The 908-nt window shown below is 67.1% G+C and carries 2 protein-coding genes; both read left to right on the top strand.

What is annotated here, in order from left to right:
- The first annotated feature begins 53 nt into the window (after positions 1 to 53).
- Positions 54 to 440, top strand: a complete 387-nt coding sequence (locus tag H3O04_RS35505; protein WP_011545185.1) for a hypothetical protein — start codon at positions 54 to 56, stop codon at positions 438 to 440.
- An 11-nt stretch (positions 441 to 451) separates the two neighbouring features.
- The coding region (locus tag H3O04_RS35500) for an NUDIX hydrolase (protein WP_202589530.1) at positions 452 to 908 on the top strand (457 nt) is incomplete at its 3' end.

Genomic DNA, 908 nt, shown 5'->3' with positions numbered 1-908 from the left:
CCGGTCCGCCGGCATGCGCCACGCCGTTCGATCGAACATCCAAGGAGAAAAACATGTCGATGCGTGCATCCCTTTCCATCGTCACGCGTGTGCTGGCCGGCGCCGCGTGCGCAGCCGCGATGCTGCCCGCCCATGCGCAGAACAACCTGAATTTCCTGAACGACACGCCGATCAGCTATTTCAGCAAGACCGATCGCGCGTCGCTCTCCAAGGCGGTCGTGCAGGCGCGCGACGAAGGCAAGGACGGCGAAACCACGACCTGGCAGAGCAACGGCCGCGGCACGCAGATCGACGCGAAGCTCACGCCGAGCACGACCGAGACGGACGGCAAGACCTGCCGCGAAATCGCGACCGAGATCGCCGCGAAGGGTCAGACGATGACGCTCAAGCCCGTCTACTGCAAGACGGCCGCGGGCAAGTGGCAGTTGCAGAAGCGCTGAGCACGCGCATGATGAAACGGGGCGGCGCGCCGCGCACGGTGTCGTGCGGCGTCGTGATCCTCGATACGGCCGGCCGCGTGTTCCTCGCGCACGCGACGGACACCACACACTGGGACATCCCGAAGGGGCAGGGCGAACCGGGCGAGACGCCGGCCGACGCCGCGCTGCGCGAACTGCTCGAGGAAACCGGCATCGAGTTCGCGCCGGCACGCTTGCTCGATCTCGGCCGCTTCGCGTACCGGCACGACAAGGACCTGCACCTGTTCGCGGTGCAGGTGGCCGAAGGCGAGATCGATCCCGCGCGGTGTACGTGCACGTCGCTGTTTCCGAGCCGTCGCGACGGCTCGATGATTCCCGAGATGGATGCGTATCGCTGGACCGTGCCGGGCGACGTCGACACCTATGCGAGCCGCAGTCTCGCGCGGCTGTTTCGCACGAAGCTGTCGCTGGCGGAGCTGCATCGGCGGT

Origin of the sequence: Burkholderia sp. KCJ3K979 (assembly GCF_016759955.1) — a bacterium.
Lineage (GTDB): Bacteria > Pseudomonadota > Gammaproteobacteria > Burkholderiales > Burkholderiaceae > Burkholderia > Burkholderia orbicola.
The sequence above is the reverse complement of the archived record's forward strand: the minus strand, read 5'-3'. Positions and strand labels throughout refer to the sequence as shown.

Excerpts from the sequence above, each read along its gene's own strand:
- H3O04_RS35505 (WP_011545185.1), top strand. The coding sequence starts at position 54 with ATGTCGATGCGTGCATCCCTTTCCATCGTCACGCGTGTGCTGGCCGGC.